The sequence below is a fragment of the Streptomyces sp. NPDC058335 genome, from assembly GCF_042723915.1.
Classification (GTDB): Bacteria; Actinomycetota; Actinomycetes; order Streptomycetales; family Streptomycetaceae; genus Streptomyces.
Genome location: NZ_JBHXHX010000005.1, coordinates 394,180 through 418,779 on the forward strand (window position 1 = coordinate 394,180; position 24,600 = coordinate 418,779).

Annotated in this window: 20 protein-coding genes, 4 tRNA genes and 1 other RNA gene; 16 read left to right on the forward strand and 9 right to left on the reverse strand. The window is 72.9% G+C overall.

Translation table 11 applies throughout. From position 1 onward, the window contains the following. Positions 1-68: 68 nt before the first annotated feature. From ACFWJX_RS12200 to ACFWJX_RS12220, 5 genes are all read left to right on the forward strand, one after another. Positions 69-2,192, forward strand: coding sequence for a penicillin acylase family protein (locus ACFWJX_RS12200; protein ID WP_383240640.1), 2,124 nt, complete (start codon positions 69-71; stop codon positions 2,190-2,192). Beyond that, entirely contained in the window at positions 2,185-2,778 is a 594-nt protein-coding gene (locus ACFWJX_RS12205; protein WP_383240643.1) for a GNAT family N-acetyltransferase, read from the forward strand. The genes ACFWJX_RS12200 and ACFWJX_RS12205 overlap by 8 nt, the downstream gene beginning before the upstream one ends. Continuing rightward, positions 2,775-3,248: a cupin domain-containing protein gene (locus tag ACFWJX_RS12210; RefSeq protein ID WP_383240645.1), complete on the forward strand. Its 474-nt coding sequence runs from the start codon at positions 2,775-2,777 to the stop codon at positions 3,246-3,248. The genes ACFWJX_RS12205 and ACFWJX_RS12210 overlap by 4 nt, the downstream gene beginning before the upstream one ends. Beyond that, positions 3,245-4,018: an SDR family NAD(P)-dependent oxidoreductase gene (locus tag ACFWJX_RS12215; RefSeq protein WP_383240648.1), complete on the forward strand. Its 774-nt coding sequence runs from the start codon at positions 3,245-3,247 to the stop codon at positions 4,016-4,018. The genes ACFWJX_RS12210 and ACFWJX_RS12215 overlap by 4 nt, the downstream gene beginning before the upstream one ends. 132 nt (positions 4,019-4,150) lie before the next feature. Beyond that, entirely contained in the window at positions 4,151-6,025 is a 1,875-nt protein-coding gene (locus tag ACFWJX_RS12220) for a copper resistance CopC/CopD family protein (RefSeq protein ID WP_383240830.1), read from the forward strand. A 356-nt stretch (positions 6,026-6,381) separates the two neighbouring features. On the opposite strand, the gene ACFWJX_RS12225 is transcribed toward ACFWJX_RS12220, so the two are convergent. Further along, positions 6,382-6,469 (reverse strand) — tRNA-Ser (locus ACFWJX_RS12225). Positions 6,470-6,541: 72 nt separating this feature from the next. Here ACFWJX_RS12225 and ffs point away from each other — a divergent pair. The 6 genes from ffs to ACFWJX_RS12255 all read left to right on the forward strand — a co-directional run bounded on the left by ffs (position 6,542) and on the right by ACFWJX_RS12255 (position 15,276). Beyond that, an RNA gene (ffs, locus tag ACFWJX_RS12230) (signal recognition particle sRNA small type) lies at positions 6,542-6,640 on the forward strand. Positions 6,641-6,685: 45 nt separating this feature from the next. After that, positions 6,686-8,983 (forward strand): DNA polymerase III subunit gamma and tau, encoded by a 2,298-nt coding sequence (locus tag ACFWJX_RS12235; protein WP_383240651.1) that lies wholly within the window; start codon positions 6,686-6,688, stop codon positions 8,981-8,983. Between the two features lie 154 nt (positions 8,984-9,137). Further along, positions 9,138-10,391 carry a phosphoribosylamine--glycine ligase gene (gene purD / locus ACFWJX_RS12240; RefSeq protein ID WP_383240654.1) on the forward strand — a complete coding sequence of 418 codons (1,254 nt, stop codon included), beginning with the start codon at positions 9,138-9,140 and terminating at the stop codon, positions 10,389-10,391. Positions 10,392-10,711: 320 nt separating this feature from the next. Continuing rightward, positions 10,712-12,469 (forward strand): hypothetical protein, encoded by a 1,758-nt coding sequence (locus ACFWJX_RS12245; protein ID WP_383240657.1) that lies wholly within the window; start codon positions 10,712-10,714, stop codon positions 12,467-12,469. A gap of 321 nt (positions 12,470-12,790) precedes the next feature. Beyond that, positions 12,791-14,284: a N,N-dimethylformamidase beta subunit family domain-containing protein gene (locus ACFWJX_RS12250; protein ID WP_383240660.1), complete on the forward strand. Its 1,494-nt coding sequence runs from the start codon at positions 12,791-12,793 to the stop codon at positions 14,282-14,284. Between the two features lie 92 nt (positions 14,285-14,376). Then, positions 14,377-15,276 (forward strand): phosphoribosylaminoimidazolesuccinocarboxamide synthase, encoded by a 900-nt coding sequence (locus ACFWJX_RS12255; RefSeq protein ID WP_383240662.1) that lies wholly within the window; start codon positions 14,377-14,379, stop codon positions 15,274-15,276. 49 nt (positions 15,277-15,325) lie between these two features. On the opposite strand, the gene ACFWJX_RS12260 is transcribed toward ACFWJX_RS12255, so the two are convergent. The 8 genes from ACFWJX_RS12260 to ACFWJX_RS12295 form a co-directional block, all read right to left on the reverse strand. After that, positions 15,326-15,398 (reverse strand) — tRNA-Gly (locus ACFWJX_RS12260). Positions 15,399-15,421: 23 nt separating this feature from the next. Next, positions 15,422-16,036: a response regulator gene (locus ACFWJX_RS12265; protein WP_383240665.1), complete on the reverse strand. Its 615-nt coding sequence runs from the start codon at positions 16,034-16,036 to the stop codon at positions 15,422-15,424. After that, positions 16,033-17,292 carry a sensor histidine kinase gene (locus tag ACFWJX_RS12270; protein ID WP_383240832.1) on the reverse strand — a complete coding sequence of 420 codons (1,260 nt, stop codon included), beginning with the start codon at positions 17,290-17,292 and terminating at the stop codon, positions 16,033-16,035. The genes ACFWJX_RS12265 and ACFWJX_RS12270 overlap by 4 nt, the downstream gene beginning before the upstream one ends. 95 nt (positions 17,293-17,387) lie before the next feature. Beyond that, on the reverse strand, positions 17,388-18,203 hold the full coding sequence (locus ACFWJX_RS12275) for an ABC transporter permease (RefSeq protein WP_383240668.1): 816 nt from the start codon (positions 18,201-18,203) through the stop codon (positions 17,388-17,390). Continuing rightward, positions 18,200-19,156 carry an ABC transporter ATP-binding protein gene (locus tag ACFWJX_RS12280; RefSeq protein WP_383240671.1) on the reverse strand — a complete coding sequence of 319 codons (957 nt, stop codon included), beginning with the start codon at positions 19,154-19,156 and terminating at the stop codon, positions 18,200-18,202. The genes ACFWJX_RS12275 and ACFWJX_RS12280 overlap by 4 nt, the downstream gene beginning before the upstream one ends. A gap of 155 nt (positions 19,157-19,311) precedes the next feature. Next, a tRNA-Gly gene (locus tag ACFWJX_RS12285) sits at positions 19,312-19,387 on the reverse strand. An 80-nt stretch (positions 19,388-19,467) separates the two neighbouring features. Next, positions 19,468-19,539: transfer RNA gene (locus ACFWJX_RS12290), tRNA-Gly, on the reverse strand. A gap of 350 nt (positions 19,540-19,889) precedes the next feature. Further along, positions 19,890-20,207, reverse strand: a complete 318-nt coding sequence (locus ACFWJX_RS12295; RefSeq protein WP_073492854.1) for an Lsr2 family protein — start codon at positions 20,205-20,207, stop codon at positions 19,890-19,892. Between the two features lie 419 nt (positions 20,208-20,626). On the opposite strand from ACFWJX_RS12295, the gene purS reads away from it, so the two are divergent. From purS to ACFWJX_RS12320, 5 genes are all read left to right on the forward strand, one after another. Continuing rightward, positions 20,627-20,890, forward strand: a complete 264-nt coding sequence (gene purS, locus ACFWJX_RS12300) for a phosphoribosylformylglycinamidine synthase subunit PurS (RefSeq protein WP_003999970.1) — start codon at positions 20,627-20,629, stop codon at positions 20,888-20,890. Continuing rightward, positions 20,887-21,567 carry a phosphoribosylformylglycinamidine synthase subunit PurQ gene (purQ, locus tag ACFWJX_RS12305; RefSeq protein WP_383240675.1) on the forward strand — a complete coding sequence of 227 codons (681 nt, stop codon included), beginning with the start codon at positions 20,887-20,889 and terminating at the stop codon, positions 21,565-21,567. The genes purS and purQ overlap by 4 nt, the downstream gene beginning before the upstream one ends. Beyond that, a complete protein-coding gene (gene purL / locus ACFWJX_RS12310; RefSeq protein WP_383240678.1) occupies positions 21,564-23,822 on the forward strand; it encodes a phosphoribosylformylglycinamidine synthase subunit PurL in 2,259 nt (752 codons plus the stop codon). Before purQ ends, purL begins: the two co-directional genes overlap by 4 nt. A gap of 298 nt (positions 23,823-24,120) precedes the next feature. Next, on the forward strand, positions 24,121-24,315 hold the full coding sequence (locus tag ACFWJX_RS12315) for a hypothetical protein (RefSeq protein ID WP_383240681.1): 195 nt from the start codon (positions 24,121-24,123) through the stop codon (positions 24,313-24,315). Positions 24,316-24,396: 81 nt separating this feature from the next. Next, the coding region (locus ACFWJX_RS12320; protein WP_383240684.1) for a hypothetical protein at positions 24,397-24,600 on the forward strand (204 nt) is incomplete at its 3' end.

Genomic DNA, 24,600 nt, shown 5'->3' on the forward strand with positions numbered 1-24,600 from the left:
ACCTCTCGCGTACGATTCCTGCACCGATTATTAGGTGAGCCTAACCTAAACGTAAGAAGGGTCACAGGGTGACGAGCGAGACGGACAGAGCCGCCCGGCAGGCGGAAGGAGAACGCGGGGAGATCTACCGGGACACCTGGGGCATTCCGCATCTGCGGGCCGGCAGCGCCCGCGCCCTCGCCCGCCTCCAGGGCCGGGTCACCGCCCGCGACCGCGCCTGGCAGCTGGAGATCGAGCGGCACCGCGCCCAGGGCACGTCGGCGTCCTTCCTCGGCCCCGAGGCCCTCCCCTGGGACCGCTTCGTCCGCCGCGCCCGCCTCGACGACACCGCCCGCCGCTGCTTCAGCACCCTTCAGGAGCGCGACCCCGAGACCGCCGACTGGGTACAGGCGTACGTCGACGGCGTCAACGAAGGCCTGCGCGTGACCCCCGAGTTCGAGCGCGTAGCCCTCGCCCCCGGCCGCTGGGAGCCCTGGACCCCGCTGGCCGTCTGGCTCTCCACCCACATCCTCTTCGCCGGATTCCCCGCCAAGCTGTGGCGCGAGGAGGCAGCCCGCCACCTCGGCGAGGACGCCGTCGGCCTGTTCGCCACCGACGGACCCGGCACCTCCGGCAGCAACGGCTGGCTGGTCAGCGGCGAACGCACGGTCACCGGACAGGCCGTCATCGCCGGCGACCCGCACCGCTTCATCGAGGACCCCGGCGTCTACCAGCAGATCCGGCTGGCCTGCGAAGAGTTCGACGTCGTCGGACTGGCCGTGCCCGGCATCCCCGGCATCGCCCACTTCGGACACACCGGCACGGTCGCCTGGGCCATCACCAACGCCATGGCCGACTACCAGGACCTCTACCGCGAACGCCTGCGCCGCACCGGCGCCGGTGTCGAGGCCCTCGGCCCGGACGGCGGCTGGCGGCGGGTCGCCCGGCACACCGAACTCGTCCGGGTGGCGGGGGAGGAGACCGTCGAGGTCGAGGTGCTGGAGACCGAGCGCGGCCCGGTGATCGCGGGCGGCCCCGAGGGCCTCGACGACGGGAACCCGGACGGCCTCGACGACGGCACCCCGCTCGCGCTCGCCCTGCGCCACCCGCCCCGCGTCACCGGCGACCTCGGCTTCTCCGCCCTGCTCCCCCTCCTGCGGGCCCGCCGGGTCGCCGACGTCGACCGCGCCTTCGACGTCTGGGCCGAGCCGGTCAACGTCGTCCAGGCCGCCGACACCGAGGGCGGCCTGCTGCACCGGGTCGCGGGCCGCGTCCCCGTACGAGCGCGGGCCAACCGCACCCGTCTGGTGCCCGCCTGGGAGCCCGGCCACGAGTGGACCGGCTGGCACGAGATGCCCCGCGCCGGACTCACCGACGGCGTCGCCGTCATGGCCAACCAGCGCGGACCGGCCGCCGGGCTGGGCGTCGAGTTCGCGCCGCCGCACCGCGCCGACCGCATCCGGGCGCTGCTCGACGAGCGCCGGAAGTGGTCCTCGTCCGACATGCCGGCCATCCACACCGACACCCACCTCGCCTCCGCCGCACCCCTGCTGGACCACCTGGCCGCCCTCGACGGCCTCACCGCGGCGGCGGCCGACCTGCGCGCCCGACTCCTGCGCTGGGACCGCCGTATGGACGCGGGCAGTCAGGAAGCGGCGCGGTTCGCGGCCGTGCGCAGCGCGCTCGTGCGCCGCCTCGCCGCCGAGCCCGCCTTCGCCGCGCTCACCGCCCCGCCCGCCTACCCCGAGGTCCTCCTCCCCTGGCTGGCCCTCCTCCCGCGCATCGGCTTCGCCCTCGAACACCTCCTGCGCGCCGAGGAGTTGTACGGCATCGACCGGCCCGGACTCGTGAAGGAAGCCCTCGAAGAGGCCGCCGGGCAGCCGGCCGCCCGCTGGGGCGACACCCACCGCCTCGCCCCCTGGCGGGCCCTGCCCGACCCCTCCCAGGAGGCCCCCGCCCTCTCCGGTGACCACGACTGCGTGCTGTGCACCTCCGCCGTGCCCGGCTGGACCGACCTCGCGGCCCGCGGTCCGGCCGCCCGCTACGTCTGGGACCTGGCCCGCCGCGAGGACAGCCGCTGGATCGTGCCCTACGGCGCCTCCGGCCACCCCGACAGCCCCCACCACCACGATCAGCTCCCCCTCTGGCTCACGGGCGAGCTGGCCCCGGTTGTCACCGACTGGGCGCACCTGACGAAGGAGAGCGATGACTGACGTGTACGTCCACGAGGAGAAGGCGGACGGCTTCGGCACCGTCCGTATCCGGCCCGTCGACGCCGAGGCCGACGCGACGGTCCTGCACGGCTGGGTCAGTCAGGAACGCGCCGCGTTCTGGGGCATGAACGGCCTGACACAGGACCAGGTCGCCGAGATCTACGCCCACATGGCCGGCCTCGACACCCACCACGCCCACCTCGTCGAGCTGGACGGCGAGCCCGTCGCCGTACTCCAGACGTACGAACCTTCACAGGACCGTGTCGGCGAGTGCTACGAGGTCGAGCCCGGGGACATCGGCGTCCACGTGCTGATCGCGCCCGCCGGGGAGCGGGGCGCGCGGCCGGGCTGGTCGTCGGCGCTGATGACCGTCTTCGCGTCGTACGTGCTGGTGGGGAGGGACCGGCGGCGGGTCGTGGTCGACCCCGACGTGCGCAACGAGAAGGCCCTCGCCCGCTTCATCCGCCAGGGCTTCGAGCCCGGACCGGTCGTCACCCTCCCGGAGATCGACCTGCCGGACGTGTACCTGCCGGAGAAGAGGGCCCAACTCGCCTTCCTCAGGCGGGAGGTAGCCTTCCCCGGGTGACCCCCCAGGACCTCGTCGCGCATTACGGTCTGGAGCCGATCCCCCGCGAGGGCGGCCGGTTCCGCCGTACCTGGACCGGCCCCGCACTGCCGGACGGCACCTCCGCCGGGTCCGCGATAGTCGCCCTGCTCACCGCGGACGACTTCTCGGCCCTGCACCGACTCCCCGGCGACGAGATCTGGCACTTCTACCTCGGCGACCCGCTGGAGCTGCTGCTCCTCGCCCCCGACGGCACCTCCCGCACGGCCGTGCTCGGCCCGGACGTCCTCGGCGGCCAGCACCCGCAGCTCACCGTCCCCGCGCGCACCTGGATGGGCGCGCGGGTGACGTCCGGCGGCGCCTGGGCCTTCTTCGGCTGCACCATGGCCCCCGGCTTCACCTACGCGGGCTACGAACACGGGGACGCGGCCGCCCTGACGGCGCGCCACCCGGACCGGGCGGCCCTCATCGCGGAACTGTGCCGTCCATGACCCTGCTGGCGGGCCGGACGGCCCTGATCACGGGCGCGGGCGGCGGCCTGGGCCGAGGCATCGCGCTGCGCTTCGCCGAGGAGGGCGCGGCGGTGGCACTGCACTGCCGTACGGCGGTGCAGGCGGCTCGGGCCGTCGCCGCGGACATCGTCGCGGCGGGGGGCCGGGCCTTCGTCCTCCAGGCCGATCTGCGGGCCGAGGAGGAATGCCGGCGACTCGTCCGGGAGGCCGCCGAGTGGGCCCGCGGAGGTGGCGGAGGACGGCTGACCAGCCTCGTCAACAACGCGGGCGTACAGCCCGTGCGGTCCCTGCCCGGCATGACGGCGGCGGACTGGCGGGAGGTCGTCGACACCAACCTGACCAGCGTCTTCGCCTGCACCCAGGCCGCCGCCGAGATCATGCGCGGCCAGGGCGGCGGCACGATCACCCACATCGCCTCGGTGGAGGCGGCGACACCCGCCGAGGGCCACGCCCACTACGCCGCCTCCAAGGCGGCGGTCGTCCTGCACGCCCGCGCGGCGGCCCGCGAGTACGGCCCCCACGGCGTCCGCGTCAACTCCGTCTCCCCGGGCCTGATCGAACGGGACGGCCTGGCCGAGGCCTGGCCCGAGGGCGTACGGCGCTGGCATGAGGCGGTCGCCGTCGGCCGGCTCGGCCGCCCCGAGGACGTCGGCGACGCCTGCGTCTTCCTCGCCTCCCCGCTCGCCTCCTGGATCACCGGACACGACCTGGTCGTGGACGGCGGGGTGTCGGCACGGCCGGCGTGGTGAGCAGGACCGGCCCGCTGTCCGTACGTATCCCCGGCAGGGGAGTCCGACGTACGGAGCGGTGACGTGAACGAAGGGCGCGACGGCGGACGGCGGCGCGGTACGGGCGTAAGCACCCGGCGGCTCCGGGCGCTGGTGCTGCTGGGCACCACACTCCTCCTGCTCCTCCTCGGGGCCGCGGGCCAGGCGTCCGCGCACGCCGCCCTCCGCGGCGCCGACCCCGCCGACGGGGCCGTCCTCAAGACCGCTCCCCGCAGCATCACCCTGACCTTCACCGAGTCCGTCGGCCTGATCGACGACACCTTCCGCGTCTTCGACCCCGGCAACGGGCGCGTCGAGACCGGCGAGGCACAGCACGTCGACGGCCGGTCCGACACCGCCCGCGTCACCCTCCCCGCCAACCTCGGCACCGGCACCTTCACGGTCGCCTGGCGGGTCGTGTCGGCGGACAGCCACCCCATCGCGGGCGCCTTCACCTTCTCGATCGGCGCGCCCTCCCCGACCCTGGCCACCGTCCCCAGCGGCCCTGTCGAGGACCCGGCCGTCGCCGGCCTGCACAAACTCGGCCGCTATCTGGCGTACGGCGCCGCCGCCCTGCTCGTCGGCACGGCCGCCTTCGTCGCCCTGTGCCGCCCCCCGGACGTCCGGCCGCTGCGCGGGCTCCTGGTGGCGGGCTGGTGGACGTTCACCGCGTCGACGGTCCTATTGCTCCTGCTGCGCGCCCCCTACGAGACCGGCGCCGGCCCCGCCCAGGCCCTCGACCCCTCCGGCCTCACCCGGACCCTCTCCGGCCGGCCCGGCATCGCCCTGGCCGCCCGGCTGCTCCTGCTGGCCGCGGCCGCCATCCTCCTGCTCCGGCAGCGCGGCCGGGCCCGGCCCACCCGGGCGACCCTCGTCACCGGAACCGCCCTGGCCGTGGGCCTCGCCCTGACCTGGGCCGCCGCCGAACACGCCTCGGCCGGCATCCAGGTCCCGGCCGCGATGGCCTCCTCGGTGCTGCACCTGCTCGCCATGGCGGTGTGGCTCGGCGGCCTCGCCGCCCTGCTCACCCTGCTCCGCCACGGCACCCTCCCGGCCGCCGTGGCCGCCCGCTTCTCCCGGCTCGCCACCATCTCGGTCACCGTCCTCGCGGTGACCGGCGTCTACCAGGCCTGGCGCGGCCTCGGCACCCTCGACGCCCTCACGGACACGACGTACGGCCGGACCCTGCTGGCCAAGCTGGTGGCGGTGGGCCTGCTGCTCCTGGCGGGCGCGTGGTCGCGGCAGTGGACGGGGCGGCTGGTGAGAACCGAGGAGGAACACACGGACGGGACCGACGTGACGGATGTGAAGGAGGCGGAGATGCCGGAGGCCGAGGAGAACGAGTTGCCGGAGGAGGCGAAGGTGAGGGTGGCAGCCGGGGTCGGCGCTTCCGCGAAGGAGGGGGTGGCCGCCCGGACTCCCGCGGACGGGCCCTCCCTGCCCGACGGGCCCCGGCCCGGCGACGGCCCGCCCCTCACCCCGGCCGAGCACGCGCACCGCCGTGCCCTGCGCCGGTCCGTCCTCGCGGAGGTCGTCGTCTCCGTCGTCGTACTCGGTCTCACGACCGTGCTGACGGGCACCCTGCCCGGCCGGGCGCAGGCGGAGGCCGCGACGTCCGAGCAGTCGGTCGGGCTGCCCGTCGCCACCGTGACCACGGTCCCCTTCGACATGAGCACCCCCGGTGCCCCCGGCGCCCGGGGCACCGTGCAGATCACCCTCGACCCGGGCCGGGTCGGCGAGAACTCGGTGCAGGCCGTGGTCTACGGCCCCGACGGCGGCTTCGCCACCGTGCCCGAACTCCGCATGTCCTTCAGCCTCCCCGGCCAGGACATCGGCCCGCTCGACGCGAGGATCACCGACCGGGGCGGCTACTGGGCCGCCGACGCCGTCAACCTCCCCCTCCCCGGCACCTGGGAGATGAACGTGACCGTGCGCGCCTCGGAGATCGACCAGGTGACGGAGACGAAGACGGTACGCATCACGCGCTGAGGGGGCCGGCTGAACGGGCGGGGTTCAGCGACGCCCGGGTCAGTGGCGCTCCGGTCGGTGGGCGCTCGGATCAGCGGCCGAGGGCCGCGACGAGCGCGCGCAGTTCCCGAGCGCTCTTCCGCGATCAGCCGGCGGTCGATGGACGGATACCGCCGCCTCCCAGCACGGAGAGGGACCTCGCCCCGCAGGGCTGACGGGCGCCTACGCGGCACCGCCCCTTCGGTGGTCTTTCACGGCGGCAAGCTACCGAACCACGTCTCGATCGCCGACCAGGTTTCTCGCGGCTGGAACACCCCCACGACGAAGGGCCCCGCTGCAAGCAGCGGGGCCCTTCGACATCGTGCCCGGTGAGGCACTGGCGGAGGATACGAGATTCGAACTCGTGAGGGGTTGCCCCCAACACGCTTTCCAAGCGTGCGCCCTAGGCCACTAGGCGAATCCTCCGCGGCAAACAATACAAGACGTTGAGGAGTGCTCGCGAACTCGTTCCCCCCGGCCGCCATCGGGTACTGTGGGCGCAGCCCCTCACGCGGCGCTATCTGACTGAACTCCCCCAGGGCCGGAAGGCAGCAAGGGTAGGTCGGCTCTGGCGGGTGCGTGGGGGGCGCTTGCGTTCCGGGGCGGGGCCGGTTGTCGGTGGGCGCCTATAACCTCGTATGCGTGTCGTCTCTCGCGCTGTACCGCCGCTATCGCCCGGAGTCGTTCGCCGAGGTCATCGGGCAGGAGCATGTCACCGACCCGTTGCAGCAGGCGCTGCGGAACAACCGGGTCAATCACGCGTACCTGTTCAGCGGTCCGCGCGGATGTGGCAAGACGACCAGCGCGCGCATCCTGGCCCGTTGCCTGAACTGCGAGAAGGGCCCCACGCCCACGCCGTGCGGCGCGTGTCAGTCCTGTCAGGACCTGGCGCGGACCGGCCCGGGTTCCATCGACGTCATCGAGATCGACGCCGCTTCGCACGGTGGTGTGGACGACGCCCGTGACCTGCGGGAAAAGGCCTTTTTCGGGCCCGCGGGCAGCCGCTACAAGATCTACATCATCGACGAGGCCCACATGGTCACGTCGGCCGGTTTCAACGCGCTGCTCAAGGTCGTCGAGGAGCCGCCGGAGCATCTGAAGTTCATCTTCGCCACCACCGAGCCCGAGAAGGTCATCGGCACCATCCGGTCCCGGACCCACCACTACCCCTTCCGGCTCGTGCCGCCGGGGACGCTTCGGGAGTACCTCGGCGAGGTGTGCCAGAAGGAGAACATCCCGGTCGAGGAGGGGGTCCTCCCGCTCGTCGTGCGCTCCGGCGCCGGCTCCGTGCGTGACTCCATGTCCGTCATGGACCAGCTCCTCGCGGGCGCGGGCGAGGCCGGTGTGACATACGCCATGGCGACCTCCCTCCTCGGGTACACGGACGGCTCGCTGCTCGACTCCGTCGTCGAGTCGTTCGCCACCGGTGACGGGGCCGCCGCCTTCGAGGTCGTGGACCGGATCATCGAGGGGGGCAACGACCCGCGGCGGTTCGTCGCCGACCTGCTGGAGCGGCTGCGCGACCTGGTGATCCTCGCCGCCGTCCCGGACGCCGCGGAGAAGGGTCTCATCGACGCCCCCTCCGACGTCATCGAGCGGATGCAGGCCCAGGCGGGCGTCTTCGGCGCCGCCGAGCTGAGCCGCGCCGCCGACCTCGTCAACCAGGGCCTCACCGAGATGCGCGGCGCCCACTCGCCCCGCCTCCAGCTCGAGCTGATCTGCGCCCGCGTACTGCTCCCGGCCGCCTACGGCGACGAGCGCTCCGTCATGGCCCGCCTCGACCGGATCGAGCGCGGCGTCAACTTCTCCGCGGGGGCGGTCCCGGCCGGAATGCCCGCCGTCGGATACGTCCCCGGACCGGAGGCCCACGCGGTGGTCCCCTCGGCCCCGACCGGCGCCCCCGTCCCGCCGGGCGGCGGCGCGGCAGCCGCCCGCGCGGCGGTACGCGGCCCCGCGGCGGCCCCGAGCGCGCCGGCGGCCCCTCAGCCGCCCCAGGTTCCGGCGCACCCGGCGCCCCAGCAGGCAGCGCCGGTCCAGCCATCGGCCGCACCCGCTCCTCCCGCCCCGCCCGCGCCGGCCGAAGCGAGCCCGCCCGCCCCTGCCCCCGCTTCCGCCCCCGGCGCCTGGCCCACCCCCACCGTCGCCGGCAGCGGGCGCAGGCCCGGCGGCTGGCCCACCCCCACGCCCGCGGGCGGCGGTGGACGCCCCCCGGCGACCCCCGACCAGGGGGCCGCCGCGTCCACCCCGACGCCGGCCGCTCCCGCAGCGGCCCCGGCGGCCGGTGCCTACGCTCCGCCCGCCGGTGGCCTCGACCCCCGCACGCTCTGGCCCAACATCCTGGAGGCGGTCAAGAACCGCCGCCGCTTCACCTGGATCCTCCTCAGCCAGAACGCCCAGGTGGCGGGCTTCGACGGCACCACCCTCCAGATCGCCTTCGTCAACTCGGGCGCCCGTGACAACTTCGTCAGCAGCGGCAGTGAGGACGTGCTGCGGCAGGCGCTGGCCGAGCTGTTCAACGTCCAGTGGAAGATCGACGCGCTCGTCGACCCGTCCGGCGGCGGCTCCGCACCCGCACCGTCCGGCGGCTTCGGCGGCCCTCCCGCTTCGTCGGGCCCCGGCGGGGCGAACGCCGGGGGCGGCGGTTACGGCGGCGGTTACGGCGGTGGCGTCCCCGGCGCCGGTACGGGCGGCGGCATGACGGCCCCCCAGTCCACGCACTCCTCCGCTCCGCCCGGCCCACCGCAGGCCCGGTCAGCCCAGCCGTCGGCCTCCCCCCACGCATCCCAGAGACCCCAGTCCCCGGCCCGGGAGCACGTCTCCGCCGAGGACGACATCCCCGAGGACGACGACCCCGACCTCAACGAGTCGGCCCTCTCCGGACACGAACTGATCGTGCGCGAGCTGGGGGCGACCGTGGTCGAGGAGTTCACCAACGAGTAGCGGGCGACGTCCGACGCCCAGGAGGCGGCGCCTGACCGGAGCGGTCATCACCGCAGCTCGGGGACCCGTTTCGGCGGAACCTACGAACAGCCGGCCCGCCACCCTTCGGAAGCCCGCACAAAGCACCCTCGGCCGGGCCCGTTAGGCTGGCCCTGTGAACGTCCTCGTCATCGGCAACGGCGCCCGCGAACACGCCCTGTGCCGCTCACTGTCCCTCGACCCCGCGGTCACCTCCCTGCACTGCGCCCCCGGCAACGCCGGCATCGGCGAGGTCGCCGAGCTGCACCCGGTCGACGCCCTGGACGGCAAGGCCGTATCCGCGCTGGCCACCGAGCTGGGCGCGCAGCTCGTGATCGTGGGCCCGGAGGCGCCGCTGGTCGCCGGGGTCGCCGACGCCGTGCGCGAGGCGGGCATCCCGGTGTTCGGCCCCTCCCGGGAGGCCGCGCAGCTGGAGGGCTCGAAGGCGTTCGCGAAGGACGTGATGGCCGCCGCCGGCGTGCCGACCGCCCGCTCCTACGTGTGCACCACCCCCGCCGAGGCCGCCACGGCCCTCGACGCCTTCGGAGCGCCGTACGTCGTCAAGGACGACGGTCTGGCCGCCGGCAAGGGCGTCGTCGTGACCGACGACCTGGAGGCCGCGAAGGCGCACGCCGCCGCCTGCGGGCGCGTCGTCATCGAGGAGTTCCTCGACGGCCCCGAGGTGTCCCTCTTCGCCGTCACCGACGGCGAGACGGTCGTCCCGCTCCGGCCCGCCCAGGACTTCAAGCGCGCCCTCGACGGCGACGAGGGCCCCAACACCGGTGGCATGGGCGCGTACTCCCCGCTGCCCTGGGCCGACCCCAAACTGGTCGACGAGGTCATGGAGACCGTCCTCCAGCCGACCGTCGACGAGATGCGCCGCCGTGGCACCCCGTTCTCGGGCCTGCTCTACGCCGGGCTCGCGATCACCGGCCGTGGCGTGCGGGTCATCGAGTTCAACGCCCGCTTCGGCGACCCCGAGACGCAGGTCGTGCTGGCCCGCCTGAAGACCCCGCTGGCCGGCCTCCTGATGGCCGCCGCCACCGGCAACCTCGCCGACCTGCCGCCCCTGCGGTGGAGCGACGAGGCGGCCGTCACCGTGGTCGTGGCCTCGCACAACTACCCCGGCACCCCGCGCACCGGCGACCCGATCACCGGCCTCGACGAGGTGGCCGCCGAGGACGCCCCGCACGCGTACGTCCTGCACGCCGGCACCCGGCGCGAAGGCGACGCGGTGGTCAGCGCGGGCGGCCGCGTGCTGTCCGTCACGGCGACCGGCGAGGACCTCACGCAGGCACGGGAACGGGCCTACCGGGCGGTCGCGCGCATCGGCCTGGACGGCTCCCAGAACCGTACGGACATCGCCGCCAAGGCGGCGGCGGAGGCGTAACGCTCAGGAGCGCACAGCCCTCAGGGAGCACACAGCCCCCAGAGGCACTTTCAGGCCCCGGGTTCGGGATGGGAACGCCCATCGAACTCGGGGCCTGTTCTTTGCCCACAGTCATCCACCTTTCCCCAAAGCCATTCCATCGAGTGAGCGCTCTTCCAACCGGCTGACGGAGGCCGACGTGCCAACTAGGGTGCGGCGCAAGCGTTCCGGCACTTGGCCCACCGGCATTGCGATGTCAGTGGCGGGTGCCACAGTGGGGGAGTGAGCAAGACCAGGAGAGCCAGGACGGCCTGCACTGAGGGGAGGGGGTGAGGTCCGGCGTGACCGGTATCGGAGTGGAGGCGCGCGCACAGGGCGCGCGGGCGAGGGCGCTGGCGGTGCTGCGGATCCGCAGCCGGGCGCTGGCGGTCGCGCTGCTGCCCGCCGCGGCGGCGGTGATCCTGCTCGCGGGCGGTTCCAGCGGCCACTTCACGGGTCATGGCTGGGACATCGCCCGCTGGGTGACGTCCGTGTCCGCGGTCCTGGTGCTGCTGGCCGCCGGGGTGATCGCCCTGGTCGTCGCGCGGGCTCGGCCCGCCGTCACTCCCACGGTCGCGATCGCCGAGAGCGCGGCCCCCGATCTGTACCGGCTGGTGCGCGACCTCGCCGACCGCCTCGACGTCCCGGCGCCCTCCGCGATAGCGCTCACCCCGGACTGCGACAGCTGGCTCGAGGACCGCACCCACCCGGCCCACGGCCCGCCACCGCCCCGCGCGCACGACGAGATAGCCGGCCCCGGCCACCCCCACCGCCGTACGACGACGGCGCCGGTGCTCGTCATCGGCTCCCCGTTCCTGTGGTGGATGCGGGTGGGCGAGCTGCGCGCGGTCCTCGCGCCGGTCGTCGCCGGTACGGGCCCTTCGGCGCACCCGGACATAGCGGCGGCCCGGCGCTTCGTGCGCGGGCTGGACGCCGCTGTGGCCGCGGCGACCGACCGTGGCCGCAATCCCGCCGTCCGTCTGCTCTGCGCGGGCATCGGCTGGGTCGCCCGCCTGCTGCTGCGGAGCTGCCAGGTGCACGCCGCGGAGATGGAGCGGGGGGTGGCCGCGGCGGCGGCCGAGCGGGCCCAGTCCGTCGACTACGGGGTGCGGATCGTCGCCCAGGAACAGGTCGGGCTGGCGTACGCCGGCTGGGACCGGCTCCTCACGCGCGTGGCGCTGCCCGCCTGGCGGATGGGCCGCTGGCCCTCCCGGCTGGACGCGGGTGTGGTCGCCGCCCTCACCGAGCTGTCCCGGCGCGACCGGTTGGCCGAGGGCTTCACCTCCCGCCTGGGCGAGCGCCCCGCCTGTGATCTGCTCGAGGAGCCCGGCGCGGTCGACGAGGCCACGTCCCTCCTCGCCGCCCGCCTCTTCCACGGCGGCCCCGCCGAGACCGGGCCCGACTGGTCCCCGGTCGCCTGGCAGGAGTATCCGGACGAGGTCGTCGACCGGAAGTGGCGCACCGACGCGGCCCGTCTCCACCGCGTCCTGGACGCCCTGGGCGTCCGCCGCGCCACCCCGGCCCCGGACGGCCCCACTCTGGCCCGCGTCCTGAACCACCTGACCGGCCAGGGCCCGGCCGGGGACGGAGATCAGGATCCCCACCCCACTGCCCGCACGCCCCTCGGCGACGAGGACGACGACCTCCCGCGGAATCCGCGGAGCGCCGCCCTGGCCACCCGTCTCGGGGCCGCGGTCGCCCGCGAGGAGGCCGAGGCCATGCCCGCGGGGTCGGGCGGGCAGCCGGTCGGCCAGGAACCCGGGGCGGCGCTCTGGGACGACCGTGCGCTCCCCCTTTTCCCGCTCCAGCCCCCGCGCACCGACCGCGAACTCCTCGCCGACCACGTCACCGCGATGGTCTGCTGCGCCGCGATGGACACCGTGGGCGCCACGCCGGGCCTCGACTGGCTCGACGGCCCGACCCTTCTGGTCGACGGCGAGAGGGTGACCGACCTGACGCCCCGCGTGCTCAGCCTGGTGGAGGACGGCGACGCGATCCCCCTGCGCACCTGGCTGGTGGAAGTGGGCATACGCCCCGAGAAGCCGGTACGCCTCGGCTGAGGCGGCACAGCCGGCCGAGCACCCCGTCCTCGCCCCGCCTCGCCGCCAACCCGGCGGAGCGCTTAATTCCACTTTCAGCCAATTCGCAACGAAGTGTGACTGTCTGCGCGCGTTATGTGATGTGCTGGGACCGATCCCGCCCGTGGCAAGCGCTGGCGACATAGGACAAGCACACGAACTGTCGCATCGCGGCAGGCCACGGGTGCGACACGACCAACGGGCACACCCGGAAGCACCGGCTGCGGGACGCGTGCCGAGGCAGGGCACGCGCAGCCGCACCACACGCACCAGCAACACGGGGGTCAGAGGGAGGGAAGCACCATGGGACACAAGCACATCCGCCGATGGGAGTCGGGAGCGCTGGCGCACGCCGTGACGGATCCCTTCGGCCAGGGGCCCCTCCCGTGGCTGCGCGGCAGCGAGACCTACTTCGACGACACCGGCCAGGTCGTCCCCTGGTACGTCGACCCGGCCCCCGCCACCGGCCCGGACGCGGCCCCCCGGATCCCGTCTCCCCGCTCCACCGGAGGCCCCCGCTCCGCCGACGACGTCCGGCGCCAGATCAAGGGCTTCACGTCCACCGGCGCGGTCGCCCCGGGCGAAGCCGTCGACTTCCACATCACGGTCGACCCGCCCCAGGAATTCAGCGTCGACATCTACCGCATCGGCCACTACGACGGCGACGGCGCGGCCAAGATCACCACCAGCCCCCGTCTCTCCGGCATAGTCCAGCCCCCGCCCCTGACCGCCGACCGCACGGTCTCCTGCCACCATTGGTGGCTCTCCTGGCGCCTCCAGGTCCCCTCGTACTGGAACGTCGGGGCGTACGTCGCCGTCCTCACCACCGCCGACGGCCACCGCTCCCACATCCCGTTCACCGTCCGCGACAACCGCCCCGCCGACTTCCTCGTGCTGCTCCCCGACATCACCTGGCAGGCCTACAACCTCTACCCGGAGGACGGCCGCACCGGCGCCAGCCTCTACCACGCCTGGGACGAGAACGGCCGCCTCCTCGGCGAGGCCGACGCCGCGACGACCGTCTCCTTCGACCGGCCGTACGCGGGCGCAGGCCTCCCCCTGCACGTCGGCCACGCCTACGACTTCATCCGCTGGGCCGAGCGCTACGGCTACGACCTCGCCTACGCCGACGCCCGCGACCTGCACGCCGGTCACGTCCAGCCCACCCGCTACCGCGGCCTGGTCTTCCCCGGCCACGACGAGTACTGGTCGACGGCCATGCGCCGCACCGTGGAACTCGCCCGCGACAGCGGCACCTCGCTCGTCTTCCTCTCCGCCAACACCCTGTACTGGCAGGTGGAGCTGGGCCCCTCCCCGTCCGGCGTGCCCGGCCGCCTGCTGACCTGCCGCAAGCGCAAGGGGCCCGGCCGGCCCGTCCTCTGGCGCGAGATCGACCGCGCCGAACAGCAGCTGCTGGGCATCCAGTACGCGGGGCGGGTCCCCGAACCGCACCCGCTGATCGTCCGCAACGCCGGCCACTGGCTGTGGGAGGCGACCGGCGCGCACGAGGGCGACGGCATCGACGGCCTGGTCGCGGGCGAGGCCGACCGCTACTTCCCGCGCACCCCGCTGCCGCCCCACGAGACGCGCACCCTCCTCGCCCACTCCCCGTACACCGACAGCCGGGGAGCCCGGCGCCACCAGGAGACCTCCCTCTACCGAGCCCCCTCCGGCGCGCTGGTCTTCGCCTCCGGCACCTTCGCCTGGTCCCCGGCCCTGGACCGCCCCGGCCATGTCGATCCCCGAGTCCAGCGCGCCACGGCGAACCTCCTGGACCGCATCTGCAAGCGCGACTGACACCCCGCCGGCACCGCCCGACCCCCGCTGTCTCCGGCCAATCCCGATGTACGGGACAATCAAGCCACTAGACAGAACCACGGGGAGGAACCGTGTCCGGATTTGTAGAAAAGCCCGAGCCCCTGGAGGTGCCGGGCCTGGTGCATCTGCACACCGGCAAGGTGCGCGAGCTGTACCAGAACGAGGCCGGTGACCTCGTGATGGTCGCCAGCGACCGCATCTCCGCCTTCGACTGGGTCCTGCCCACCGAGATCCCCGACAAGGGCCGCGTCCTGACGCAGCTCTCCCTGTGGTGGTTCGACCAGCTCGCCGATCTGGTCCCGCACCACGTCCTGAGCACCGAGCTGCCCGCCGGCGCCCCCGCCGACTGGGCGGGCCGCACCCTGGTCTGCAAGTCGCTCGAGATGGTCCCCGTCGAGTGCGTGGCCCGCGGCTACCTCACCGGCTCCGGCCTGGCCGAGTACAAGGAGTCCCGCACGGTCTGCGGCCTGGCTCTCCCCGAAGGCCTGGTCGACGGCTCGGAGCTGCCCGCCCCGATCTTCACCCCGGCCACCAAGGCCGCCGTCGGCGACCACGACGAGAACGTCTCCTACGAGGAGGTGGCCCGCCAGACCGGCGCCGACACCGCCGCCCGGCTGCGCCAGGCGACCCTCGCGGTCTACGGCCGGGCCCGGGACATCGCCCGCGACCGGGGCATCATCCTCGCGGACACCAAGTTCGAGTTCGGCTTCGAGGGCGAGACGCTCGTCATCGCCGACGAGGTCCTCACCCCGGACTCCTCCCGCTTCTGGCCGGCCGACACCTGGCAGCCGGGCCGCGCGCAGCCGTCGTACGACAAGCAGTTCGTGCGGGACTGGCTGACCTCGGAGGCGTCCGGCTGGGACCGCGCGAGCGAGCAGCCGCCGCCGGAGCTGCCGCAGGAGGTCGTCGACGCGACCCGCGCCAAGTACATCGAGGCCTACGAGCGGCTGACGGGCACGAGCTGGTCGTAGGGCAGGCACGGAAAAGCCCCCCGGCCGAAACCGGGGGGCTTGTTTACAGAGCGGACGACGAGGCTCGAACTCGCGACCTCAACCTTGGCAAGGTTGCGCTCTACCAACTGAGCTACGTCCGCAGTGCGCCGTGGCGCGAGAGCAACTATACCCAACCCCGCTCACGCGCGAGACGTACCGCCGCGTGACGGTTCTCGGCCCCCAGCTTGGAAACGGCCGAGGAAAGATAGTTGCGCACCGTCCCAGGCGACAGCGCGGCCCGCTCCGCGATCTCCGTGACGGGCGCCCCGTCGGCGGCGAGTTCGAGCACCTCCGCCTCGCGCGAGGTCAGCGGGGAGTCCCCGGCGGCGATCGCGTCGGCGGCCAACTCCGGGTCGACGTAACGGTTTCCGGCGTGCACGGTCCGGATGATCTCCGCGAGCCGCTGTGCGCTCACCGTCTTCGGGACGAACCCGCGCACACCCGCCGCAAGCGCCCGTTTCAGATGGCCGGGGCGGCCGTGGCTGGTGACGATCAACGCCTGGCAGCCGGGCAGTTCGGCCCGCAGCGATGTGGCGACCTTCACACCGTCGGCACCCGGCATCTGGAGATCCAGGACGGCCACGTCCGGCCGGTGCGCCCGCGCCATCGCCAGGGCCTCGGGCCCGGTGGCCGCCTCGGCGACGATCACCAGGTCGTCCTCCAGGGAGAGCAGGGCGGTCAGCGCGCCCCGGATCAGATGCTCGTCGTCGGCGAGCAGCACCCGCACCACGCCGCTCACGACAGGACCTCGCTCATCACGGCGTCCTCCACGGCCAGCGGCACCTCGGCCACCACCCGGAACACACCGCCCCCGGCGATCCCCGCCTCCAGCGTCCCGCCCACCTTCCGCAGCCGCTCCGCCAGCCCGGCGAGCCCGGACCCGCCACCGGCCGACCCGATGCCGTCCGCGCCGACCCCGGCCCCCTCGCCGTCCGCCCCGTCGTTCTCCACCGTCAGCACGACCCTTCCGCCCGTCACCCGCACCTGAACCGCACACCTCCCGGCGTTCCCGTGCCGCAGCACGTTGGTGGTCGTCTCCCGCACCACCCAGCCCAGCGCCGACTGCACCTCGGCGGGCAGCCCGCCGACCTCCCCGCGCACCTCGCAGTCGATCCCGGCCGCCGTCAACACTCCCTGAGCGCCCAGGAGTTCGACCCCCAGGTCGGCCTCCCGGTAGCCGCGTACGACATCGCGTACCTCCCGCTGGGACTCCCGTGCGATCCGCTGGACCTCGATCATCTGCTCGACCGCCTCGGGACGCCCCCGGCGGGCCAGCTGCACGGCCAGCTCGCTCTTGAGGGCGATCACCGCCAGGTTCCGGCCCATCACGTCGTGCAGGTCCCGGCCGAACCGCAGCCGCTCCTCGGCGACGGCGAGCCGGGCGCGGGTCTCGCGGGCCTCGTCGAGCCGGTAGACGGTGTCGAGCAGCCAGACCGAGAACACGGAGGTGGTGGCCATGAACCCGCCGCCGAGCAGCACCGCCGTCACCGAGACCAGGACGGCCGGACCGGGCGCGCCGAGCAGCAGCGCCAGGGCTCCGGCGGCCGCGGCGTAACCGGCGACGACGGCGCCCGCCTGCCGCCAGCCGCGGACGCCGAGCGTGGTGACGCACGCGGCGAAGATCAGGGCGACGCCGAAGACCCCGCCCGCGGCGGTGTCCACCTCCTTGCCGCCCGGACCGTGTTCCGCGCTCCACAGCGCGACCGCCGCGACCGCCGCGGTGAGAAGGGCGAACGCCACCATCAGCCGCACCGGCCGGGGCCGCCTGCCCCGCGTCCAGTCCAGCGCCCGCGAGGCCGTCACCGCGGACAGCGTGCAGTGCACGGCCATGATCAACGGCAGCCACAGCACCGGCCCCTGCCACACCCCGCTGCCGAACGGCACCCCCACCGCCGCGAACTCGGCCAGGGCGAAGAAGTGGAACGACCACCGCGTGTAGGTCTCGACCTTCGCCGGCGAACTCTTCCGCCGCCACCAGCCACCCGCCCCACGCAGTGCCGCGCGAGAGTCGGTGTCGCCCCGCCCGCGCGGGACCGTCTCCTCGAGTTCCGCCCCGCGCATCCGCGTCCCTCCCCCGTCGCCCCGGTCCGTCAGCGCCGCGGTTCCCACCGGAACCACCGCTGTACAGCAAACACCGCGAGCACGGTCCAGGCCAGCGCGGTCGCCAGCGCACCGAGGGCCTCGTACGCCGAGAGGTCACCGCTCCAGCCGCCGCGGACCAGGGTGATCACCGGGCTCAGCGGCAGCAGTTCGAGGCCGGAGGCGATCCGGTCGGGCAGCAGCTCCAGCGGGACGGCCACCCCGGAGGCGACCATCGACACCAGCACGAACGGCATGGTCGTCACCTGCGCGCTCTCCACGGTCCGCGTCACGCTCGCGGTGACCGCGCCCAGCGCCGAGCACATCACGAGGCCCAGCAGCACACCCAGTACGGCGAGATGGGGTGCCTCGGGGGCGGGCACGTCGAGGAAGGCCGTACAGCCCACGGCGAGCACCAGGCACTGCACCAGACCCATGGCGAACACCGGCAGCGCGGAACCGGCGACGACCTCGGTGTCCCGCAGTTCGCCGGTGCGCAGTCGCTTCAGCACGAGTTCCTCGCGCCGGGCGGTGTAGATGCCGGTGAGCGCCGAGTACACCCCGAACAGCAGCGAGAACCCGATGGCGGCGGGCAGCAGCACCAGCCCGACGCTGAGCCCGGAGTCCTCGACGTTCATGTCGTCCACCACCGGCCGCAGGCTGAACGGCAGCCCCAGAGGCACCAGAACCGCCGCGATGATCGTGGCCTTGCTGCGCCCGAGCAGGGTGAGTTCGGCACGGGCGAGGGCGGCCATCCGGCTCATGGGAGTGGTCACCGCACCCCTGACCGAGCCCGCCGAAGACCGTGTGACCGTACCGCCGTTCATGCCGCGACCCCCTCGTTCTTCTCCGACGCCTCCCGGGCGATGCCGAGGAACGCCTCCTCCAGCGAGGCCGACCGCAGGTCGAGCCCCCGCAGTTCCACCCCGGCCCGCTCGGCCCACACCAGCAGCCCGGTGGCCGCCCGCTGCAACTCCCGGGTCCGCAGCCGCACCAGACCTCCGTCGATCTCGTGGTCGCACACGCCGAGCGCGTCCAGCGGCGGCAGGTCGCCCACGAAGTACCCGTCGGGCAGCCGGAAGGAGATCCGGGACGGCTGTTCGGCCGTCACCTCGGCGGGCGTTCCGGAGACGGCGATCCGGCCCTGATGCAGGATCGCCAGCCGGTCGGCGAGGCCCTCCGCCTCCTCCAGGTAGTGCGTGGTCAGCAGCACCGTCGTCCCGGCGTCCCGCAGGGCGCGCACCAGGTCCCAGGTGTCGCGCCGGCCCTCGGCGTCCAGTCCGGTCGTCGGCTCGTCGAGGAACAGCACCTCCGGCTCCCCCAGCAGCGCGAGCGCCAGATCGAGCCGCCGCCGCTCACCCCCGGACAACTGCTTCACCCGTACGCCGGCCTTCCCGGCGAGCCCGACCAGCGCCAGCGCCTCCGCGACCGGCCGGGCCCCGCTGACACAGCCCGCCCACATCCGCGCGGTCTCGGCGACGCTCAGCTCGGACGGGAAGCCGCCCTCCTGGAGCATCACCCCGGTCCGCGGCCGTACGGCGGCCCGCTCGGTGTAGGGATCGTGGCCGAGGATCCGGACCCGCCCGCCGTCGGGCCGTTCGAGTCCCTCGAGCAGTTCGACCGTGGAGGTCTTGCCGGCGCCGTTGGTACCGAGCAGCGCGAAGACCTCCCCGCGTCCGACGTGGAAGGAGATCCCGCGGACCGCCTCGAACCCGCCCCCGTACACACGCCGGAGGTCGGTGACCTCGATCACGTGTTCATTCGTGCCCCTGGCTTCCATGACTCCAGCGTCCCGTCCGCGGGCCGCCGACGGCAGTGCGCGTTGTCATCGCTCCGTATGACAAATGTCAGAAGGAAGAGAGAGAAGACAGGCGGGGGAAGCGGGGAAAGGGCAGATACGCCGAAGGCCCCGGTCGGTGACCGGGGCCTTCGAAGTGGAGCGGACGACGAGGCTCGAACTCGCGACCTCAACCTTGGCAAGGTTGCGCTCTACCAACTGAGCTACGTCCGCATTGCATCCGACTGGCTTTCACCGGTCGGCGCGGGCACCAGCCTACCTGATCCACAAGTGTGATCGGGACGGCGATGCAGAGCGGGTGACAGGAATTGCACACTGCGCCTTCCCCCTGGAAGGGGGATGTTCTACTACTGAACTACACCCGCACGACCTCTGTGAGCTGGGCTTTTCGGCCCCGCCCCGCTGGCGTGCTCCAGACATTAGCCGACCATGTGGGGGGTAGCGCAAGTCGGTTGCTCCCGGGGCCCGCTGACGGACCCCGGGCACCGCGCGGAGGCCGCACCGAGCCGGTGTCGACGACGACCGGGCCCGGACCCACACTCACGACAGGAGCGACCGGACCCGCGCTCACGACCGGAGCGACCGGACTGACCGCCAGGCCGACCGGCCAGGCCGACCGGCCAGGCCGACCGGCCAGGCCGGACCGACCCGCCGGACCGGACCGACCGGCCGGACCGGACCGACCGGCCGGACCGGACCGACCGGGCCGACGGACTCACTGAGCCTCGGCGAACGCCTCGTACACCTTCTTGGGGATGCGCCCGCGCGCGGGCACGTCCAGTTTGTTGGCCTGGGCCCAGGCGCGGACCGCAGCCGGGTCGGGGGCGACCTCCGTCTGCTTGTACGCCTTGCCGGACCTGGACCGCTTGCGGCCGGCGTCCACGTAGGGCGCGAGCGCCTTACGCAGTTTCCTGGCATTGGCTTCATTCAGGTCGATCTCGTACGACCTGCCGTCGAGTCCGAAGGCGATCGTTTCCGCCGCTTCCGAGCCGTCGATGTCGTCAAAGAGAGTGACCACGACCTTCTGCGCCACGAATATCGGTCCCTTCGTGCGACAGCTCTGCGATGACGTGCCAAGACGCCACGGAGATGTCGACTGTCCGCTAGTTATGGGGCAAAGTATCGGCTAATGCCATTTCATTTGTACAGTGCCCGGCAATCGAATGTGAAGCTCGACTAAATCTCTCAGCGTGTCTCAGGAATCATGAGGGAGCGTGAGCGACTTCGATTGAGGGTGGGGGTGGGAGACGGGCGGGCGCAATAGGCAGCCGGGACGCATCACGGATCTTTCCCGTAATTTTTCGTGAACTGCCTGCTCCGCCACCTGATCCGGTACCCGATCGTGATCACGCTCACGTAGTTTCCTACAACTCTACTCGCGTAGAAATTTTGTGCGGGTAGTCTGAAGACACACGCAGGAACCTGCTCAGCACCACAACACCGGGAGTGCCAGTGGCACGCGTCGTAGTCGACGTCATGCTCAAGCCGGAGATCCTCGACCCCCAGGGCCAGGCGGTGCAGCGCGCACTGCCGCGGCTGGGTTTCGAAGGCATCTCCGACGTACGTCAGGGAAAGCGATTCGAACTCGAAGTTGACGGACCGGTCGACGAGGCAGCGCTCGCCCGCATCCACGATCTTGCGGAATCCTTCCTCGCCAACACCGTGATCGAGGACTTCACCGTCAAGGTGGAGGAAGTCGCGGAGGCCGTGAAGTGACCGCTCGTATTGGCGTCGTCACTTTCCCGGGCAGTCTGGACGACCGGGACACGCAGCGCGCGATCCGACTCGCGGGTGCCGAGCCGGTCGCTCTCTGGCACAAGGACAAGGACCTGCACCAGGTCGACGCCGTGGTGCTGTGCGGTGGTTTCTCCTACGGCGACTATCTGCGGGCCGGCGCCATCGCGCGCTTCTCGCCGGTGATGGAGCCCCTCATCGAGCAGGCGAAGGCCGGACTGCCGGTCCTCGGCATCTGCAACGGCTTCCAGATCCTCACCGAGGCCCACCTCCTCCCGGGCGCCATGCTCGGCAACGACCACCTCCACTTCATCTGCCGCGACCAGAAGCTGCGGGTGGAGAACGCGGACACCGCCTGGACGGCCGACTACACGGCCGGCCAGGAGATCCACATCCCGCTGAAGAACATGGACGGCCGGTACGTCGCCGACGAGTACACCCTCGACAAGCTCGAGGCCGAGGGCCGGGTCGCCTTCCGCTACCTGGACCTGAACCCCAACGGTTCGCTCCGCGACATCGCCGGCATCAGCAACGAGGCCGGGAACGTCGTAGGCCTCATGCCGCACCCGGAGCACGCCGTCGAGCCGCTCATCGGCTCCGGCCGCACCGACGGCCTCCCCTTCTTCACCTCGATCCTCAAGAAGCTGGTCAACGCATGAGCCGGACGCCTCTGGACACGGTCGAGCACGCGGCCGCTACCCCCGACGTCGAGCTGCCCTGGGCCGAACTCGGTCTGAAGAAGGACGAGTACGAGCGGGTGGTGGAGATCCTCGGCCGCCGCCCGACCGGTGCCGAACTCGCCATGTACTCGGTCATGTGGTCCGAGCACTGCTCGTACAAGTCCTCCAAGGTCCACCTCCGCCAGTTCGGCGAGAAGGCCCCCCAGTCCGACGCCATGCTCGTCGGCATCGGCGAGAACGCGGGCGTGGTGGACGTCGGCCAGGGTTACGCCGTGACCTTCAAGGTCGAGTCGCACAACCACCCGTCGTACGTCGAGCCGTACCAGGGCGCCGCGACCGGTGTCGGCGGCATCGTCCGCGACATCATCGCGATGGGCGCCCGCCCGGTGGCCGTGGTCGACCCGCTGCGCTTCGGCGCGGCCGACCACCCCGACACCAAGCGCGTCCTGCCCGGCGTCGTCGCCGGCATCGGCGGCTACGGCAACTGCCTGGGTCTGCCCAACATCGGCGGCGAGGTCGTCTTCGACGCCTGCTACCAGGGCAACCCGCTGGTCAACGCCGGTGCCATCGGCGTGATGCGGCACGAGGACATCCACCTCGCGAAGGCGTCCGGCGCGGGCAACAAGGTCATCCTGTACGGCGCCCGGACCGGCGGCGACGGCATCGGCGGCGCCTCCATCCTGGCCTCGGAGACCTTCGACGACGCCAAGCCGTCGAAGCGTCCGGCCGTCCAGGTCGGCGACCCGTTCCAGGAGAAGCTTCTCATCGAGTGCACCCTTGAGGCGTTCGCCGAGAAGCTGGTCGTCGGCATCCAGGACCTCGGCGCGGCGGGCCTGTCCTGCGCGACGAGCGAGCTGGCGTCCAACGGCTCCGGCGGCATGCGTGTGACGCTGGACGACGTACCGCTGCGCGACTCCACGCTCTCGCCCGAGGAGATCCTCATGAGCGAGTCGCAGGAACGCATGTGCGCGGTCGTCGAGCCGGAGAAGGTCGACCGCTTCCTGGAGATCTGCGACAAGTGGGACGTCATCGCCACCGTCATCGGTGAGGTGACCGACGGCGACCGCCTGGAGATCTACTGGCACGGCGGCAAGATCGTCGACGTCGACCCGCGCACGGTCGCCCACGACGGCCCGGTCTACGAGCGCCCGTACGCCCGCCCGGACTGGCAGGACGCCCTCCAGGCCGACGACGCGAACAAGCTGCCCAGGCCGACCACGGGCGAGGAGCTGAAGGACCAGGTCCTGAAGCTGGTGTCCTCCCCGAACCAGGCCTCCAAGAAGTGGATCACCTCCCAGTACGACCACTTCGTGCAGGGCAACACGGTCCTCGCCCAGCCCGAGGACTCGGGCATGATCCGCATCGACGAGGAGACCGGCCTCGGCGTCGCCATCGCGACCGACGGCAACGGCCGGTACACGAAGCTGGATCCGTACCACGGCGCCCAGCTCGCGCTGTCCGAGGCGTACCGCAACGTGGCGACGACCGGCGCCAAGCCGCTCGCCGTCTCCGACTGCCTGAACTTCGGCTCGCCCGAGGACCCGGCGGTCATGTGGCAGTTCGCGGAGGCCATCCGCGGTCTGGCCGACGCCTGCCAGCAGCTCGGCACCCCGGTGACCGGCGGCAATGTCTCCCTCTACAACCAGACGGGCGAGGCGGCCATCCACCCGACCCCGGTCGTCGCGGTCCTGGGCGTCATCGACGACGTGGCCCGGCGCACCCCGGTCGCCTTCCGGGAGGAAGGACAGCTGCTGTACCTCCTCGGCGACACCCGTGAGGAGTTCGGCGGTTCGGCCTGGTCCCAGGTGATCCACGACCACCTCGGCGGGCTCCCCCCGAAGGTCGACCTGGAGCGCGAGCGCCTGCTGGCCGAGATCCTGATCTCCGCCTCCCGCGACGGCATGATCGACGCCGCGCACGACCTGTCCGACGGCGGTCTGATCCAGGCCGTGGTCGAGTCGGCGCTGCTCGGCGACAAGGGCGCCCGCCTGGTCGTCCCGGACGGCCTGGACGCGTTCACCTTCCTCTTCTCGGAGTCGGCGGGCCGCGCGGTCGTCGCCGTCCCGCGCTCGGAGGAACTCCGCTTCACCGACATGTGCGGCGCCCGCGGCCTGCCGGCCACCCGCATCGGCGTCGTCGACGGCGACACGGTCGACGTCCAGGGCGAGTTCGCCCTGCCGCTGACCGAGCTGCGCACCGCGCACGAGGAGACGATCCCGGCGCTCCTCGCGTAACCGACCGAGCCCGTACGCCTCACACGGCCCGTACGACGCCGAAGCCCCCGCCCGGATACGCGCCCGCCGCGCTTCCGGACGGGGGCACTCCGCTTCTCGGGCCGCGCCCGGCTCGGCACCGGAGCGTCTCCTGCCCGCCCGAACCTCCGCAGGCACAGCGCGGCCCCGCTCCAGAACACGACCTGGGTCACGTGGACGAAGGCGCCCACGCCGAGCGCATGGGCCGTCCCGGTCAGCCGGGCGAGCGCGCCGATGCCGGGGCCATGGCCGCGCTCCGCGCCAGCCGACGGAGTCGGCAGTGCAGCCCGCGCGCCGCCACTTCCTGAAGGCGGCCGAGGCACGCGCTCCGTCGGTCGGCCCGCACCGCAAGTCGTTCTCCGGCAGGTACGCAGACTCGCCGTCGCCGTCGTGCCGCGCCAGCCAGCCGGTGGAGTCGGCAGAGGAGCCCGCGCGCCGCCACTTCCTGGAGATGACCGAGGCACGCGCTCCGTAGGTCGGCCCGGACCGCAAGTCGTTCTCCGGCAGGTACGCAGACTCGCCGTCGCCGTCGCCGTCGTGCCGCGCCAGCCAGCCGGTGGAGTGGACAGAGGAGCCCGCGCGCCACCACTTCCTGGAGATGGCCGCGTCCCGCGCCCCGACGGTCGGCCCGCATCGCAAGTCGTGCTCCAGCAGGTACGCAGACTCGCCGTCGCCGTCGTGCCGCGCCAGCCAGCCGGTGGAGTGGACAGAGGAGCCCGCGCGCCACCACTTCCTGGAGATGGCCGCGTCCCGCGCCCCG

What these genes read in the sequence shown, in the direction of transcription:
- ACFWJX_RS12205 (WP_383240643.1), top strand. Translation starts at nt 2,185, where the DNA reads ATGACTGACGTGTACGTCCACGAGGAGAAGGCGGACGGCTTCGGCACC.
- ACFWJX_RS12215 (WP_383240648.1), top strand. Translation starts at nt 3,245, where the DNA reads ATGACCCTGCTGGCGGGCCGGACGGCCCTGATCACGGGCGCGGGCGGC.
- ACFWJX_RS12250 (WP_383240660.1), top strand. Translation starts at nt 12,791, where the DNA reads ATGGGACACAAGCACATCCGCCGATGGGAGTCGGGAGCGCTGGCGCAC.
- ACFWJX_RS12275 (WP_383240668.1), bottom strand. Translation starts at nt 18,203, where the DNA reads ATGAACGGCGGTACGGTCACACGGTCTTCGGCGGGCTCGGTCAGGGGT.
- ACFWJX_RS12280 (WP_383240671.1), bottom strand. Translation starts at nt 19,156, where the DNA reads ATGGAAGCCAGGGGCACGAATGAACACGTGATCGAGGTCACCGACCTC.
- purL (WP_383240678.1), top strand. Translation starts at nt 21,564, where the DNA reads ATGAGCCGGACGCCTCTGGACACGGTCGAGCACGCGGCCGCTACCCCC.